Origin of the sequence: Mesorhizobium sp. M0698, assembly GCF_040320455.1 — a bacterium.
Classification (GTDB): Bacteria; Pseudomonadota; Alphaproteobacteria; order Rhizobiales; family Rhizobiaceae; genus Mesorhizobium.
Genome location: NZ_JAMYPQ010000016.1, coordinates 132,287 through 146,860, shown reverse-complemented (window position 1 = coordinate 146,860; position 14,574 = coordinate 132,287). Strand labels below are relative to the sequence as shown.

Annotated in this window: 15 protein-coding genes and 1 pseudogene; 10 read left to right on the top strand and 6 right to left on the bottom strand. The window is 61.6% G+C overall.

What is annotated here, in order from left to right; genetic code table 11:
• Positions 1-112 (bottom strand): annotated as a pseudogene (locus NKI16_RS25970) (S-(hydroxymethyl)glutathione dehydrogenase); the annotation flags it as partial.
• 242 nt (positions 113-354) lie between these two features.
• Here NKI16_RS25970 and NKI16_RS25965 point away from each other — a divergent pair.
• The 5 genes from NKI16_RS25965 to NKI16_RS25945 all read left to right on the top strand — a co-directional run bounded on the left by NKI16_RS25965 (position 355) and on the right by NKI16_RS25945 (position 4,980).
• Positions 355-1,605: a lanthanide ABC transporter ABC transporter substrate-binding protein PedA1 gene (locus NKI16_RS25965; protein WP_352757007.1), complete on the top strand. Its 1,251-nt coding sequence runs from the start codon at positions 355-357 to the stop codon at positions 1,603-1,605.
• A 21-nt stretch (positions 1,606-1,626) separates the two neighbouring features.
• Positions 1,627-2,592, top strand: coding sequence for a YVTN family beta-propeller repeat protein (locus tag NKI16_RS25960; protein ID WP_352757006.1), 966 nt, complete (start codon positions 1,627-1,629; stop codon positions 2,590-2,592).
• 98 nt (positions 2,593-2,690) lie between these two features.
• A complete protein-coding gene (locus tag NKI16_RS25955; protein ID WP_352923867.1) occupies positions 2,691-3,479 on the top strand; it encodes a lanthanide ABC transporter ATP-binding protein PedB/LutE in 789 nt (262 codons plus the stop codon).
• An 11-nt stretch (positions 3,480-3,490) separates the two neighbouring features.
• Positions 3,491-4,351 carry a lanthanide ABC transporter permease protein PedC gene (locus NKI16_RS25950; RefSeq protein ID WP_352622146.1) on the top strand — a complete coding sequence of 287 codons (861 nt, stop codon included), beginning with the start codon at positions 3,491-3,493 and terminating at the stop codon, positions 4,349-4,351.
• Entirely contained in the window at positions 4,351-4,980 is a 630-nt protein-coding gene (locus tag NKI16_RS25945) for a hypothetical protein (RefSeq protein WP_352757003.1), read from the top strand. The genes NKI16_RS25950 and NKI16_RS25945 overlap by 1 nt, the downstream gene beginning before the upstream one ends.
• Positions 4,981-5,007: 27 nt before the next feature.
• On the opposite strand, the gene NKI16_RS25940 is transcribed toward NKI16_RS25945, so the two are convergent.
• The 4 genes from NKI16_RS25940 to NKI16_RS25925 all read right to left on the bottom strand — a co-directional run bounded on the left by NKI16_RS25940 (position 5,008) and on the right by NKI16_RS25925 (position 8,289).
• Positions 5,008-5,208 (bottom strand): hypothetical protein, encoded by a 201-nt coding sequence (locus tag NKI16_RS25940; protein WP_352757001.1) that lies wholly within the window; start codon positions 5,206-5,208, stop codon positions 5,008-5,010.
• Positions 5,209-5,477: 269 nt separating this feature from the next.
• Complete coding sequence (locus NKI16_RS25935; RefSeq protein WP_352757000.1) at positions 5,478-6,293, bottom strand: oxidoreductase; 816 nt, start codon at positions 6,291-6,293, stop codon at positions 5,478-5,480.
• Between the two features lie 66 nt (positions 6,294-6,359).
• The gene (fabF, locus tag NKI16_RS25930; protein ID WP_352756998.1) at positions 6,360-7,664 is read right to left on the bottom strand and encodes a beta-ketoacyl-ACP synthase II; all 1,305 of its coding nucleotides are present in this window, start codon (positions 7,662-7,664) and stop codon (positions 6,360-6,362) included.
• A 46-nt stretch (positions 7,665-7,710) separates the two neighbouring features.
• On the bottom strand, positions 7,711-8,289 hold the full coding sequence (locus NKI16_RS25925) for a TetR/AcrR family transcriptional regulator (protein WP_352646177.1): 579 nt from the start codon (positions 8,287-8,289) through the stop codon (positions 7,711-7,713).
• Between the two features lie 79 nt (positions 8,290-8,368).
• Between NKI16_RS25925 and NKI16_RS25920 the strand changes: the two genes are divergently transcribed.
• Together NKI16_RS25920 and NKI16_RS25915 are read left to right on the top strand one after the other, a co-directional pair.
• Positions 8,369-8,731: a hypothetical protein gene (locus tag NKI16_RS25920; RefSeq protein ID WP_352692472.1), complete on the top strand. Its 363-nt coding sequence runs from the start codon at positions 8,369-8,371 to the stop codon at positions 8,729-8,731.
• A gap of 111 nt (positions 8,732-8,842) precedes the next feature.
• Positions 8,843-9,301: a nuclear transport factor 2 family protein gene (locus NKI16_RS25915; protein WP_352692471.1), complete on the top strand. Its 459-nt coding sequence runs from the start codon at positions 8,843-8,845 to the stop codon at positions 9,299-9,301.
• 223 nt (positions 9,302-9,524) lie between these two features.
• Here the strand turns inward: NKI16_RS25915 and NKI16_RS25910 are convergent, their stop codons facing one another.
• Positions 9,525-10,484 (bottom strand): LysR family transcriptional regulator, encoded by a 960-nt coding sequence (locus tag NKI16_RS25910; protein WP_352692470.1) that lies wholly within the window; start codon positions 10,482-10,484, stop codon positions 9,525-9,527.
• A 123-nt stretch (positions 10,485-10,607) separates the two neighbouring features.
• Between NKI16_RS25910 and NKI16_RS25905 the strand changes: the two genes are divergently transcribed.
• Genes NKI16_RS25905 through tkt form a run of 3 tightly spaced genes read left to right on the top strand, consistent with a single transcriptional unit; the run spans position 10,608 to position 14,564 of the window.
• A complete protein-coding gene (locus NKI16_RS25905) occupies positions 10,608-11,654 on the top strand; it encodes a class 1 fructose-bisphosphatase (RefSeq protein ID WP_352756996.1) in 1,047 nt (348 codons plus the stop codon).
• Between the two features lie 5 nt (positions 11,655-11,659).
• The gene (locus NKI16_RS25900; RefSeq protein ID WP_023678839.1) at positions 11,660-12,532 is read left to right on the top strand and encodes a phosphoribulokinase; all 873 of its coding nucleotides are present in this window, start codon (positions 11,660-11,662) and stop codon (positions 12,530-12,532) included.
• A 10-nt stretch (positions 12,533-12,542) separates the two neighbouring features.
• Positions 12,543-14,564, top strand: coding sequence for a transketolase (tkt, locus tag NKI16_RS25895; protein WP_352756994.1), 2,022 nt, complete (start codon positions 12,543-12,545; stop codon positions 14,562-14,564).
• Positions 14,565-14,574 lie beyond the last annotated feature (10 nt).

Below are 14,574 nucleotides of genomic sequence, written 5' to 3'. Positions count from 1 at the left end.
CGGTTGCCTTGATCTCGACCAGCACCTCGCCATCACGGGGACCTTCGAGGTCGACCTCCATGATCTCCAGCGGCTTTCCGGCGGCAACGGCGACAGCGGCGCGCGTTTTCATCAGGCAGTTCTCCCAAGACGAACCATAGAGTTTCACATTCCGCCATTGCTGCGGATGAGACCGCAACACGCTCATTCATCGCCGTATCCCCGCGAAAAGGAATAGGACTAAAGCAGACACGTAAGTCCACTTGCAGGGCTTTGATAAATCTTGTGGCGTCCGCTAAGCTCATTGTGGGCACCTTGAATTCGCGCTGGTCCGGGAACAATCGGACTTTAGTGCAAGAATGGGCAGTTTTATCGATGACGAGCGCGGTGCCAGGCACTCTCGCGGCCTTTTTGTGCTTTTTTTTCCAGACCGCCAACGTTACAGGCGTGATGGCCCAGGAAGTGACGGGCAAGCAACCGGTCGCAGCCGACAGGCCGGAAAGAAAGATAACCGAAATCAGAATAGGTTATTTGCGGGCCTACGCGCCGCAACTGGCGCTTTCCCTACTGGACCTGCCGCCACGCGACGAAGGTGTCGCCGGCGCCAATGTGGCGATCGGCGACAACAACACGACAGGAAAGTTCCTCAGCCAGAAATTCAGCCTCGACATAGTCGAGGTCAAGCCGGACTCCGACGCGGTTCAGGCGTTCAACGATCTGATTGCCAAAGGTGACCGCTATGTTGTCGCTGACCTCTCGGCCAGGCAATTGCTGTCGATCGCCGACATCGCCCGCGACAAGGGCGTTCTGGTCTTCAATGTCGGTGCCACTGACGACAGCCTGCGCGAGGAAGACTGCCGCATAAATATTTTCCATGTGGCGCCGACACGAAGCATGCTGGCTGACGCGCTGGCGCAGTATCTCGTGGTAAAGAAATGGCCGAATTGGGTGCTGCTCTATGGTTCGCATGAGCGGGATCATCTCTATGCGGCCGCGTTGCGCCGCGCGGCGGCTCGCTTCGGCGGTCAGATCGTCGCCGAGAAGGAGTTCAAAGACACTGGCACGGCGCGCCGCACCGACACCGGCGCCACGCAGATACAGCAGCAGATTTCCGTGTTCACGCAGGATCTGCCGGAGCATGACGTGGTGCTTGTCGCCGATGAGAGCGAGGTGTTCGGAACCTATGTGCCCTACCGCACCTGGACACCGCGGCTGGTCGCTGGCACGGCCGGTCTTGTCGCATCGTCCTGGCATCCCGCGAGCGAGCAATGGGGTGGCATTCAAATGCAAAGCCGTTTCCTGAGGACGACCGGCCGGCGAATGCTGTCCAAGGATATGTCGGCCTGGACGGCGGTGCGGGCGGTGGGCGAAGCCAGCACACGGACCAATGGCGACGATCCGAAGAAGATCAGCGACTACATCCGCTCGGACGATTTCTCGGTCGCCGCCTTCAAAGGACAGAAGCTGACCTTCCGCAAGTGGAACCATCAGCTTCGCCAGCCAATCCTGCTCGGCGACACCAAATCCGTGGTCTCGACATCGCCACAGGAGGGTTATCTTCACCAAATCTCCGAGCTCGATACGCTCGGCGTCGATCAGCCGGAAACGAAATGCGTCCTTAAGTAGAACCAATCGGGAGGAATTTTCGTGCAGAGACGAGCTTGCGCACTCGCCATTCTCGGCTTCATGGCCAATCCGGCGTGGGCTTACACCATTTATGTCTCCAACGAGAAAGACAATACGATAACGGTCGTCGACACGGCGACGATGCAAGTGGTGAAGACCGTCGAAGTCGGCCAGAGGCCGCGCGGTATCACCATCTCGCATGACGGCAAGTTCATCTATTTGTGCGCCAGCGATGACGATACGATCGAAATCATCGATACCGCGACGCTGCAGATCGTTGGCACGCTGCCATCGGGCCCCGATCCCGAACTGTTCGTGCTTTCGCCCGACGGCAAGACGCTCTACGTCGCCAACGAGGACGACAATCTCGTCACCGCGATCAATGTCGAGAGCAAGCAGGTCATGACCGAGATTCCTGTTGGGGTGGAGCCTGAAGGCATGGCCGTCAGTCCCGATGGCAAAACCATGGTCAACACCTCCGAAACCACCAGCATGGCGCATTTCATCGATACCGACAGCCATGAGGTGACCGACAACGTCCTGGTCGACACGCGTCCGCGCTTTGCGCAATTCAAGCCCGACGGATCACAGATCTGGGTCAGTGCCGAAATCGGCGGTACCGTCAGCGTCATCGACAGTCTCAAACGCGAGGTGGTGAAGAAGATCCAGTTCGCGATTGCGGGACTGCGGCCCGAAACCATCCAGCCGGTCGGCATCGCAATCAGCGCGGACGGCAAGAAAGCCTATGTCGCGCTCGGCCCAGCGAACCACGTCGCCGTCATCAACACCGAAACCTACGAGGTGGAAAAATACATCCTGGTCGGCCAGCGCGTCTGGCATCTCGACTTCACCCCCGATCAGAAGACGCTGATCACCACCAACGGCAATTCCAACGACATCACCTTCATCGACACGGCGACGGACGAGCCGGTTCAATCGGTTACGGTGGGCCAGCAGCCTTGGGGCGTGGCCATATCGCCCCACTAGACCGCAGCAATGATCAGGGAGGCCGACGTGATGACTATTTGCCGCGGGGATGTTGCAAGTGCACTAGATAACCAGCGCGCCCCGAAGGAGCCAGCGGCATGCAGCATGTGAGGACAAGCGGAGCTGGAGAGGAGGTGGCAGCGCTCGAGGTTGCCGGCATCAGCCATTCCTATGGTCCGAAGCGAGCGCTCCAGGACGTCTCATTCTCGATCGCGCCGGGAACTTTCACCGTTCTGCTCGGCCTCAATGGGGCCGGCAAGACAACTTTGTTCTCACTGATCAGCCATCTTTACGGCACCCGCCGCGGATCGATCCGCATCTTCGGCCATGACGTCAGCCGCGCTTCGGGCGAAGCGCTCAGGCGTGTCGGCATCGTATTCCAGGCACGCACGCTCGACCTCGACCTCAGCGTCCACCAGAACCTCTCCTACCACGCCTCGCTGCATGGCATTGGCGGACACCAAGCCCGGCAGCGCATTGCCGCGCTGCTCGATACAGTCAACATGCAGGGCCGTCAGCATGACAAGGCACGCAGTCTTTCCGGCGGCCAAATGCGGCGCATCGAGATCGCGCGGGCGCTGCTCCACCGCCCTTCCCTGCTGCTGCTCGACGAGGCGACGGTCGGTCTCGACATCCAGTCGCGTGCGGGCATTTTGGCCACCATTCGCAAACTCGTCGAAACCGAGGGCATCGGTGTGCTGTGGGCGACGCATCTGATCGATGAGGTCGAAGACGGCGACCATGTCGTCGTGCTGCGGCAGGGCGACCTGGTTGCCAAGGGTAAGGTGGCCGATGTCGTTGCGACGAGCGGTGCCAGTTCGATCCGCGACGCCTTTTCCAGGCTCAACCGCAACGAAACAAGCGGCATCGCGGAGATGTCGCCATGAGCGCTCCCGCAATGCCCGCAAAAGTCGCCGCCCTCACGCCGGTGAAGTTCGAACAGTTTGGGCTCCACCACTACCTCGTTTGCCTCAAAGGGATCGTCGTGCGGGAGTGCCTGCGCTTCCTGCATCAGCGCGAGCGCTTTATATCCTCGCTGGTTCGGCCGCTCGTCTGGCTGTTCATTTTTGCCGCCGGATTCCGGCAGGTGCTCGGCGTATCGATCATCCCGCCCTACAAGACCTACGTGCTCTACGAGGTCTACATCACGCCGGGCCTGTGCGGCATGATTCTGCTGTTTTCGGGCATGCAGTCTTCGCTGTCGATGGTCTATGACCGCGAAATGGGCAACATGCGTACCCTGCTGGTCAGCCCCTTCCCGCGTTGGTTCCTGCTGATGTCGAAGATGCTCGCCGGTGTCGCCGTGTCGATCGCGCAGGTTTACGCGTTCCTGATCGTTGCCTGGTTCTGGGGCGTCAAGGCGCCGCCGCTTGGCTATCTCACAGTGCTGCCGGCGCTGTTCCTGTCAGGCATGATGCTGTGCGCGCTAGGCATGCTTCTGTCCTCAATGATCAAGCAGCTCGAAAACTTCGCTGGCATCATGAACTTCGTCATCTTTCCCGGCTATTTCGCTTCTCCGGCACTCTATCCCTTGTGGCGTATCCAGGAGGCTAGCCCCCTGCTCTACAAAATCTGCCTCGCCAATCCATTTACTTACGCCGTCGAACTGATCCGCTTCGCCTTCTACGGCCAGGTTGACTGGCTGTCGCTGGGCGTCGTTGCCGGCTGCACGCTGCTGTTCCTTGCCGCCGCCATCATCGCCTACGACCCTTCGCGCGGCCTGATGACCCGCAAACAGGACACGGGAGGAAATGCCTGATGGCGCGAATGATCCATGTTCGCGGTCTGGCTCTGGTCGCCATGCTCGCGCCGGGCGTCAACGCCATGGCGGCCAACCCCGATCCAGACTGGCCCTGCATGCAGCGCAAGGTGCCGCAACTCTCGCTCGGCCAGATCTGGAGCGGACCGAACCTTCCTTCAGCCGCGAAGGACTGGTCGAAGGACCCCACCATCTCCGCCCTGATCGAGGAAGTGGCAGCTCGCCGGATGCCGATTGCGGAAGCTCAAAAGAAGATCAGGGATTTCGCGGCCTCCTTGCCGGCCGAGCAACTTGCACCCAAAATGGCGATGATGGTGCAAGGCATGTTCGACCACCTGGACGCCGAGCGCTCGCAGGTGATCTCCAGCATTTCCCGCTACGCCCACAAGCAGCTCGAAATGGCCGCCGCGTTGCGCAAGGAAGCGTCCGATGTCGATGCATTGCAGGCAACGCCGGATGAAGATCCCGAAGAGATCGATCGGCGAACCGAACAGCTGAAATTCGCAACGCGAATTTTCGATGAACGCGTCCAATCACTGACCTACGTCTGTGAAGTGCCGACGATAATCGAGCAGCGGCTTTATCAATTGTCCAAGGCCGTCTCGGAAACGCTCGCCGCGAAGAAATAGAACCTCATTCGATCTTCGCGGCGGATATCACAATCCACGGCCGGGCAGCACGCGCCAGCGCTGAACGAAATAACCGGGATGCGTCTCGATCCACTGGGCTACCAGCGATTGCGCCTGCATGAAGGCGGTCCCGGGATTCATCGCCAGGCCATCCACCATCTGTTCGCGTTGTTCACAGGTCTGCGGCACATCCGTCAGGCAGACCATCATAACGAGCGTGTAGAGCATTACCCTTGTCCCCTTCGATTCCCGAACCCCATGCCCGGGAGTTTCCGTGATACCGACCAGTCTGCAGGGATTGCACATACGGATCACTTACGGGTGTGAAAGGAACGTGGCCCCCGCTCTTTCGCGCCGCAACATAACATACCGCTAATCTAACGCCAACGACCGCAGGGCGTTCTCCAGAGCAATCGCGTCAGGTTGCGCCGCGCCAATGTGGTCCCGATGTTTCCAGCGTCGATGATTCCGATCTTCACGGGTGTTCGTCGATGTCATTAAACCGGGAGCCCGAGTTGCTTTCGCAGGCTTTTGTCGAATGCGGATGCGGGGACGAAACGGCGCAGGAAACTGACCTGGCGCGCCATTTTTCCAGCCGCATAGCGCCCCTTCGGAGCGGGATCGGTCGCAGCCACCAAAACAGTCCTGGCCACCACTTCCGGCGCATCGCCTTTTTCCATCGCTTTCCGCACAGCTGCATTCATGCCGGCGCGCGCAGAGTCATAGATGTCAAGCAACTGATCCGGCCTGGCGAGATTTTCTTCAAATGAGGTGCGGGTATAGGCGGGCTCCACCAGCACGACGCGAATTCCGAAAGTACGCAGTTCGTGGTCGAGCGATTCGGAGTAGCCCTCAACGGCATGCTTGGTCGACGAATAAAGCGCGAAATAGGGAGCTGGAATGAACCCCTGCACCGAGCTCAAATTGACGATTCTGCCCTTGCCTTGGCGGCGCATTGTCGGCAACACCGCTTTGGTTACTCGCATAACGCCAAAGACGTTCACGTCAAACAACGACTTGGCCTGGGCCATCGAGGACTCCTCCGCGCCACCAAGCAGGCCAACGCCGGCATTATTGACAAGCAGGTCGATACGCCCGGTCTCGGCCAGCACGTCCTGGACAAGTTTCGCCACGGACGTGTCATCGGTCACGTCACAGGCCAGCATGGTAACGCCATCGGATCGGTCGACGACTGCGCGACGGCTGGTTCCGAACACGCGAAAGCCCGCGTTCTGCAGGGCTTTGGCCGTTGTGTGCCCGATACCGCTGGATGCCCCCGTCACCAGGGCGACGCCTAGATTGGTCTTGTTCATGGAGGTCACTTCTTTCTTAGTTTCGGATTGGCGTGGGAGAAGCACGACAGGTCGCAGCGAAAGGCGTCAATCATGAGCGCCTCCGGTACTCGCGCCGGCCAGATCATCCGTCCAGCGCCGGAACAGCGCGCTGGCATTAACGCCTCCGAAGCCGAAGCCGTTGGCGATTGCATAGCCCATCGCCATCGGCCGGGCCCGGTTTGCGACGAAGTCGATCCCGTCGCCGGCCGGATCGGGAGCGCTCAGATTGAGGGTCGGCGGTGCGATCTGATCCCTGAGCGCCAGGATTGCGAAGATTGCTCCGAGCCCGCCGGCGGCTCCGAGCAGGTGTCCGGTCGCCGATTTCGTTGCACTGACAGCTATCGCGAAATCGCGCCCGAACACGCTCTTGATCGCTTCGATCTCACCCAGGTCGCCCACCGGCGTGGAGGTCGCATGGGCATTGAGATGACGAACCTCGCGGGGCGAAATCCCTGCTTGGGCGATTGCGATCTCCATGGCCCGGCGCGCACCGTCGCCGTCCTCGGGACCGGAGGTGACGTGATGAGCATCCGCCGTCGTGCCGTAGCCGACAAGCTCGGCCAGCGGTCTTGCGCCGCGCGCCAGCGCATGGCTCAATTCCTCGATGACCAGCATGCCGGCTCCTTCGCCCATGACGAAGCCGTCCCGCGACTTGTCGAACGGTCGGGAGGCCTCATCAGGACGGTGATTAAAGGACGTCGAAAGCGAGCGTGCCGCGGCAAACCCACCGAGGCTGACAAGATTCATGCATGCTTCCGTCCCGCCGCACACGGCAATATCGGCCTCGTTGGCGCGGATTAGGCGAGCCGCATCGCCGATCGCCTGAATGCCGGCCGCGCACGCCGTCACGGGTGCACCGAGCGGACCTTTGAAGCCATAGCGGATCGAGACGTGGCCTGCCGCGAGGTTCACCAGGAAGGACGGCACCGTAAAAGGTGATAGACGGCGGACGCCGCGCCGGTCGACCGTGCGCACCGCCTCGGTTATGGCCGGGAACCCGCCGACGCCCGAGGCGATGATCGTGGCGGTGCGCAAGCGATCCGCTTCCGAGACGGGGGCCCATCTTGCTTGGGCGAGCGCCTCTTGTGCCGCGGCCAGCGCAAAGAGAATGAACCGGTCTACCTTGCGCTGATCCTTCGGCGGAAGGATGGTTTCCGGATCGAAACCAGCGTCCGGATCTTCTTCTGTGGAGGGCACCACCCCGCCGACCTTCGCCGGCAGGTCGCACACCACATCATCCGCAAGCCTCCGGATGCCCGAGCGGCCGGCCAGGAGACGCGACCAGGACGTTTCAACATCGGCAGCAAGGGGCGTAACCGCTCCCATGCCCGTAACAACAATCCGTCGCATCTATTTTCCTGTCAGTTTGGGCGCGCCGCAGGCGCCGCGACGCCGTTCAAGTGCCGGCTGATTCACGAACTTGATTGGCCGCCGCATCCAGAAAGGCCTGCGCGAGGTCAGGATCGTTGATGACGCGCGATAACATCAGCGCACCGACCATCGTCGAGAGAATTGCCATGGCCCTGCCGTCGAACTCCCCGTCACTGGTCTCAGCAATGAAACGGCCGAGGATCTCGAGATGCTCCTTGATCCCGGCTTCGAACGGCGCTTTCACGTCCTTGCCCTGTCTGGCGGCATCCGAGCCGAGCGCCACGATCGGGCAGCCGTCCATCTTTTCTCCGCGATGGTCCATACTGAGGTAGAACGCGATCACCGCGCCAAGCGGATCATCAGGGTTTGCCGCAGTCGCGGCCGACCATCGACGGGTGGCGCTCTCCATCGCCCGCCTGGACGCCTGCGCCGCCAGGTCGTCCTTGGATGCGAACTGCTTGTAAAACGCGCCTTGGGTCAGTCCGGCACCCTTCATCAGATCCTTAAGGCCGATACCATCAAAGCCGCGCTCCCGAAAAAGGCGGCTTGCCACGTTGATTACGGTTTCTCGGTTTTCCGCTGCCTGAGTACGACTTACGCGCATTGTTGACCTCTTTTTTAGATTGCGTTCGTAATCTATAGCCTATATAGAGTTCGAACGCAATCTAAAAAGGAGATACGAAATGATCCGCAAAACCTTGAGCGCATCGCTCCTGGCCGCGCTGTTTCTTGCGGCCCCGGCTTTTGCCGGGGAGGCCACCATCGGACGCCCGATCGAGGGCGGCAGCCTGCACGAGGGACACCTTGACATGGTGGTCTACTACGTCCCGGTCGACGGCGACCTCCTGGAGGTCACCGCCACCTTCGCGCTGAAGACCGGGGGCGATCCGCTGCGCGTCGTCATGGGCCTCGCCGACGACGACTCCGTGGCATTTTCCATGCCGGGCCACCAGGACTCGCTCTACGCGTTCTCAAGGTCCGGAGATGAGGTGACGGTCTCGACCGAGACTGACATGCATCTGCGAGCCGACGCGACAATACGCTGAGCCGAAGTTCAGACCGCAGCCGGCGTGCTGCTGGCCGTGGGCTCTCGCGTCCGCTCGGCTCGCCACACGGTGCCTCGATCACGCCATCGAATAAGTTTGGGGAGAGGTCAAATGCTATACAGTTATTTTGTCGAGAAATCGATCCGAGAGAGCTTCGACCACGTCAACAACCATCGCTGGGATGAGGCGGTGAAGGCACTCGCGCTGCATGTCCATCACCGCGTTTCCGGCGCCCACGCGCTTGGTGGTGAGCGCCACGACAAAGAAGCCATGCGCCGCTGGTTTGAGCGCCTCGGCCGCGTCCTGCCCAATCTCCATCTCACGGTCAACCACATCTGGGTGAAGGGCTGGCCGTGGCATACCACCGTGTTTGCCCATTGGGACGGTACCGCAACGCTGCTCAATGGCGACGCGTCGTACGTCAACCGTGGTCTCCACGTGTTCACCCTGCGGTGGGGCAGAGTCTATGCACTTGAGGAATTTTACGATTCACAAGCAGCGGCCCGCGGTCTTGCCGCCCAAGCGGCAGCTGGCCTCGAAGAAGCTGTCGCCGAACCAATTGTAGGCTAGCAGACGCTCAGTCAGAGCCCACCCGTTCCGTACGCGGGGGCGCTACCGCGTGGGCCAGCGCTTGGAGGGCGGTCGCCTCGGCTCCGCAAATGCGTGCCACCAGCGATGCCTCCCTATCCTCGGCTCGTGGACGTCGGTCTGGAGATCACAGCCGATCAGCCGCTGATACACACCATCGTTTATCTGAAGCGTTTATCTGAAGCGTTTGCCTGGACCGCGCGCCCTAACTCGCGCGACCTCTACTGTTCAGTTCCTCGTGCGGATAGAGCTTGCCGAACAGTGGCAGGTACATCGCGCCCTTGCGCATCAGAAAATCGTGGAAGGTCGCCATCGCCGGCGAGATCGCGTGATCGCTGCGCATCACCGAAAACCATTGCCGGCGGATCGGCATGCCGACGACGTCGAGGATGACCAGCCGGCCGGCTTCGGTTTCGGCAGCGATGGTGTGGGCAGAGATGAACGCGATGCCGAGCCCGGCCATCACCGCCTGCTTGATGGTCTCGTTCGAGCCCATCTCGACGCCCAGATCGTCGATGCGGCCAGGCACGTCGCTCAAAAATATTTCCAGCGAGATGCGCGTTCCGGAGCCGGGCTCGCGAATGAGGAAATGCTCCTCGGCGATCCGCTCCTTGGAAATGTCGCGTGCCGACGCCAGCGGGTGGTCGGGCGGTGCGATGATGACCAGCGGGTGATCGCCGAAGACCGAGGCACGCACCGGGACTTCCTTCGCCGGGCGTCCCATCAGCGCGATATCGATGTCGTGGTTCTTCAGATTATCGATCGTCTCGGCGCGGTTGCCGATGGCAAGGCGCATGTCGATATCGGGATGTTCCTTCATGAAGGCGGCCATCAGCCGCGGTGCGAAATATTTGGCCGTGGAAACGACGCCGAGCCGCAAGCTGCCGGCGCGCACGCCCTTGATCGCATCCATCTTGTCTTCGAGCAGACGAAGCCGCTCCTCGATGGCCTGTGCCGTCTCGACGAAGGCCAGACCTGCGGCAGTGGGACGCATGCCGTCCGACGTCCGGTCGAACAAGGCCAGCTGGAACTCTTCCTCAACTTGCCGCAACTGAATCGTCACCGCTGGAGGAGACAGGCCTAACACTTTGGCCGCGCTGACGATTTTTCCGTGGCTAATGATTGCCTGAACGGTCTTGAACTGCTTGAGCGTGAGGTTTCTCATATGGCATACTAAAATTTTTTTACTGCCTGAGTAAAGTTATTGAATTTTACTTATCCAGCGTCGTTTGTTCTCCTTTCCCAATCCGGCCGACCCGAGGAGAGGCGGCTGGATCGGGAGGTTACGATGCCAGCGGCAACGCTCGACGCTTTTCTGAACTCCTATCTTGGCGAGCCGGACGAACTGCGCTCCGCCGTCGTAGCGACCATCCGTCAGCTGACGCAGGCGGCCACCACGATCCGCAACACCATCAATCAAGGGGTGCTCGGCACGGCCTTTGCCGGAACCCGCGGCGCCAATGCTGACGGCGACATCCAGAAGGATCTCGATGTCTTCGCCGATGATATCTTTCTCGACGCCATGCGCCACGCTCCGGTCGCGCTCTACGCTTCCGAGGAACTGGAGCAGCCGGTGCTGCTCGACAGGCAAGCGCCTCTTGCCATCGCCATCGACCCGCTCGACGGCTCATCCAACATCGACACCAACGTGTCGATCGGAACGGTCTTCTCGCTCCTCCCTGCAATTGGCGCGCCGGATGGGAATCCGGCCGCCTCGTTTTTGCAGGCAGGCGTGAACCAGCTGGGTGCCGGTTTCTTCATCTACGGCCCGCAGCTGGCGCTGGTTCTGTCGCTCGGCAGCGGCACCCATGTCTTCGTTCTCTCGACCAGGCTCGGCACCTTCGTCCAGGCCTATGAGAGCCGGGTCATCCCCCAGCGTACCCAGGAGTTCGCCATCAACGCCGCCAACTACCGGCATTGGGACGAGGCGGTGCGGCTCTACATCGACGACTGCCTTGAAGGCACCGAAGGCCCACGTGAGAAGGACTTCAACATGCGCTGGATCGCCTCCCTGGTCGCGGACTGTTACCGCATATTGATGCGCGGCGGCGTGTTCCTGTATCCAGGCGACAAGCGCAAGACTTACCGCCAGGGGCGACTTCGCCTCGTCTATGAGGCAAACCCGATCGCTTATCTCGTCGAACAGGCGGGCGGTGCGGCCACCGATACGATCACCCGCATCCTCGAAATCGAACCCGAGAGCCTGCACCAGCGCGTGCCCATGGTTTTCGGATCGGCGCGGGAAGTCGCGCGCATCACCCGCTACCACACCGAGCCGAGTGCCATCGGCGAGCGCGCGCCGCTGTTCAGCCGCCGCGGCCTTTTCAGGGCCTGAAGACCATGTCGGCAAAGCACCCCATCATTACCATCACCGGGTCGTCGGGCGCAGGCACCACCTCTGTCAAGCGCATCTTCGAACTGATCTTCCGGCGCGAGAACATTGGCGCCGCCTTCATCGAAGGCGATGCTTTCCATCGCTACGACCGCGCCACGATGAAGGCGAAGGTGGCCGAGGAGGAAAAGGCGGGCAATCCGAACTTCACCCACTTCCATGCCGAGGCCAATGAACTGGCAATCCTCGAAGAGGTATTCGAGGAATATGGCCGCCGCGGAACCGGAAAGACCCGCACATACATCCATGATGAGGACGAGGAGAAGCAGTACGGCACGCCGCCGGGACATTTCACCGAATGGCGCGAATTTCCGCCGAGCGACCTGCTCTTCTACGAGGGCCTGCATGGCTGCGTCGTCACCGACAAGATCAACCTGGCCAGGCACGCGGATCTCAAGATCGGCGTGGTGCCGGTCATAAATCTCGAATGGATCCAGAAGATCCATCGCGACCGGGCAACGCGCGGCTATTCCACCGAGGCGGTGATGGACGTGATCCTGCGCCGTATGCCGGACTATGTCCGCTACATCGTCCCGCAGTTTTCGCAGACCGCCATCAACTTCCAGCGCGTGCCGATCGTCGACACGTCCAATCCATTCATCGCGCGCTGGATTCCGACGCCCGACGAATCGATGCTGGTTATCCGCTTCGCCAATCCCCGCGGCATCGATTTCCCGTACCTGCTTTCGATGATCCACGACTCGTTCATGTCGCGGCCGAATTCCATAGTGGTGCCCGGCAACAAGCTCGACCTTGCCATGCAGCTGATCCTGACGCCGCTCATCCTGCAATTGATCGAACGCAAGAACCGTGTGTCGTGAGGAGGACGCCATGAACAGCCAGGCAGCAGCACTGAAGCCCGTCGCCGCCGTCTCGGAGCGCGACATGGCCAACGCCATTCGCGCACTGGCGATGGACAGCGTCCAAAAGGCCAATTCCGGTCATCCGGGCATGCCGATGGGCATGGCCGATGTCGCGACGGTGCTGTTCAGCCGCTTCATCAATATCGATCCGTCGGCGCCCAACTGGCCCGATCGTGACCGCTTCGTGCTCTCAGCCGGGCACGGCTCGATGCTGCAGTATGCGCTGCATTACCTGCTAGGCTTTGAAGACATGCCTATCGAAGAATTGCAGCGGTTTCGCCAGCTGGGCAGCCGAACCGCCGGACATCCGGAATATGGCCATGCGCTTGGCATCGAGACGACGACCGGCCCGCTTGGACAAGGCATTTCGACCGCTGTCGGCATGGCGCTGGCGGAGCGCATGCTTGCGGCCCGCCACGGCGCCGATCTCGTCGACCATTTCACCTACGCGATCGCCGGCGACGGCTGCCTGCAGGAAGGCATCAGCCACGAGGCGATCGATCTTGCCGGTCACCTGAAGCTCTCCCGGCTGATCGTCTTTTGGGACGACAATGCGATCTCGATCGACGGGCCCACTTCTCTGTCGACATCGATGGACCAGCCGGAGCGGTTCAAAGCCGCTGGATGGCATGTCCAGTCGGTGAACGGCCACGACACCGAAAACGTTGCGGCGGCAATCGAAGCGGCGCAGCAATCGGACCAGCCGTCTCTGATCGCCTGCCGCACGGTGATCGGCAAGGGAGCGCCCAATCTGGGTGGTTCGGAAAAGACGCATGGCGCGCCGCTGGGCGATGCGGAGATCGCCGCGACGCGCGAAAACATCGGCTGGGCCTTCGCGCCGTTCGAGGTGCCGGACGATATCCTTTTCGCCTGGCGCGAGATTGCCGGCCGCGGTCAAGCGGCACGCCGCGCCTGGGAGCAGCGGCTTGCCGCCTCACCACGGCGGCAGGCCTTCGAGAGCGCGGTCGCCGGCGCCCTGCCCGAGGCGGTCTTCGAAGCACTCGGCGCTTTCCGCAAAGAGCATGTCGGGAAGGCGACCAAGGTTGCAACGCGAAAAGCCTCGGAAATGGCACTCGCTGCGATCAATGGCGCAACCGAACTGACCGTCGGCGGCTCCGCCGATCTGACGCATTCGAACCTGACGATCACCAAGGGTATGAACCGCATCGCGCCGGGCGACTACGCCGGCCGCTACATCCACTATGGAATCCGCGAGCACGGCATGGCCGCAGCCATGAACGGCATCGCACTGCATGGCGGCTTCGTGCCTTATGGCGGCACGTTCCTGTGCTTCGCCGACTACGCGCGCGGCGCGATGCGGCTCTCGGCGCTCATGGGCCAGCGCGTCATCTATGTGATGACGCATGATTCCATTGGTCTCGGCGAGGACGGCCCGACCCACCAGCCGGTCGAGCACCTGGCGATGCTGCGGGCGACGCCAAACCTCAACGTCTTCCGTCCGGCCGACATCATCGAAACGGCGGAATGCTGGGAACTGGCACTGAGAAGCGAGAAGCGGCCGAGCGTGCTGGTGCTCTCGCGCCAGAACCTGCCGATGCTGCGCCAAGCACCTAGAGGCGAGCCACACAGCGACGAGAACCGGTCGAGCCGGGGCGCCTACATCCTGCGCGAGCCAGCCGGGCACCGCGCGGTGACGCTGATCGCCACCGGCTCGGAGGTCGAAATCGCGGCTGCCGCCGCCCTACGGCTGGAGACCGAGCACGGCGTCGCCGCCGCGGTTGTTTCGATGCCGTGCTGGGAGCTTTTCGAGGAACAGGATGCGGACTTCCGCAAGGCCGTCCTCGGCCTGGCGCCGCGCATCGCCATCGAAGCCGCAGCACGGCTCGGCTGGGACCGCTGGATCGGCGACACCGGCGCTTTCGTCGGCATGGCTGGTTTCGGCGCCAGCGCCCCTGCCCCGGATCTCTACCGGCATTTCGACATCACGCCCGAAGCCGTCGCGGCAGCGGCGCTGAAGCTCACCATTTAGGAGAAACCGA

What these genes read in the sequence shown, in the direction of transcription:
- NKI16_RS25910 (WP_352692470.1), bottom strand. Translation starts at nt 10,484, where the DNA reads ATGAGAAACCTCACGCTCAAGCAGTTCAAGACCGTTCAGGCAATCATT.
- NKI16_RS25945 (WP_352757003.1), top strand. Translation starts at nt 4,351, where the DNA reads ATGGCGCGAATGATCCATGTTCGCGGTCTGGCTCTGGTCGCCATGCTC.
- NKI16_RS25965 (WP_352757007.1), top strand. Translation starts at nt 355, where the DNA reads ATGACGAGCGCGGTGCCAGGCACTCTCGCGGCCTTTTTGTGCTTTTTT.
- NKI16_RS25905 (WP_352756996.1), top strand. Translation starts at nt 10,608, where the DNA reads ATGCCAGCGGCAACGCTCGACGCTTTTCTGAACTCCTATCTTGGCGAG.
- NKI16_RS25935 (WP_352757000.1), bottom strand. Translation starts at nt 6,293, where the DNA reads ATGAACAAGACCAATCTAGGCGTCGCCCTGGTGACGGGGGCATCCAGC.
- NKI16_RS25940 (WP_352757001.1), bottom strand. Translation starts at nt 5,208, where the DNA reads ATGCTCTACACGCTCGTTATGATGGTCTGCCTGACGGATGTGCCGCAG.
- NKI16_RS25955 (WP_352923867.1), top strand. Translation starts at nt 2,691, where the DNA reads ATGCAGCATGTGAGGACAAGCGGAGCTGGAGAGGAGGTGGCAGCGCTC.
- NKI16_RS25920 (WP_352692472.1), top strand. Translation starts at nt 8,369, where the DNA reads ATGATCCGCAAAACCTTGAGCGCATCGCTCCTGGCCGCGCTGTTTCTT.
- tkt (WP_352756994.1), top strand. Translation starts at nt 12,543, where the DNA reads ATGAACAGCCAGGCAGCAGCACTGAAGCCCGTCGCCGCCGTCTCGGAG.
- NKI16_RS25925 (WP_352646177.1), bottom strand. Translation starts at nt 8,289, where the DNA reads ATGCGCGTAAGTCGTACTCAGGCAGCGGAAAACCGAGAAACCGTAATC.
- NKI16_RS25950 (WP_352622146.1), top strand. Translation starts at nt 3,491, where the DNA reads ATGCCCGCAAAAGTCGCCGCCCTCACGCCGGTGAAGTTCGAACAGTTT.
- NKI16_RS25915 (WP_352692471.1), top strand. Translation starts at nt 8,843, where the DNA reads ATGCTATACAGTTATTTTGTCGAGAAATCGATCCGAGAGAGCTTCGAC.
- fabF (WP_352756998.1), bottom strand. Translation starts at nt 7,664, where the DNA reads ATGCGACGGATTGTTGTTACGGGCATGGGAGCGGTTACGCCCCTTGCT.
- NKI16_RS25900 (WP_023678839.1), top strand. Translation starts at nt 11,660, where the DNA reads ATGTCGGCAAAGCACCCCATCATTACCATCACCGGGTCGTCGGGCGCA.